Source organism: Klebsiella sp. K-Nf6 (assembly GCF_002806655.1).
Lineage (GTDB): Bacteria > Pseudomonadota > Gammaproteobacteria > Enterobacterales > Enterobacteriaceae > Klebsiella > Klebsiella variicola.
The window spans coordinates 1-300 of the sequence record NZ_PIBN01000069.1 but is presented as its reverse complement, the minus strand read 5'-3'; the positions used below and the strand labels follow the sequence as shown (position 1 = coordinate 300).

Below are 300 nucleotides of genomic sequence, written 5' to 3'. Positions count from 1 at the left end.
CAATCCCGCTCTCGAACGTCTCCTGCGGCACCCAGCCCAGATCGCGCTGAATTTTTGCGGCATCAATGGCGTAGCGCAGGTCGTGTCCCGGACGGTCGGTGACAAAAGTGATCAGGTCGGCGAAGTGGGCGATGTTACCCGGCTTCTGCGCCACCACCTTGTCGAGAATGGTGCAGATGGTGCGCACCACGTCGATATTTTTACGCTCGTTATGACCGCCGATATTGTAGGTCTCACCGCTTTTGCCTTCGGTCGCCACTTTGTACAGCGCACGGGCATGATCCTCGACATACAGCCAGT

The 300-nt window shown here is 57.7% G+C and carries 1 protein-coding gene; it reads right to left on the bottom strand.

What is annotated here, in order from left to right; translation table 11 throughout:
- On the bottom strand, positions 1–300 hold a 300-nt coding region (locus CWM61_RS28675; protein ID WP_206054244.1), incomplete at both ends, for a GDP-mannose 4,6-dehydratase.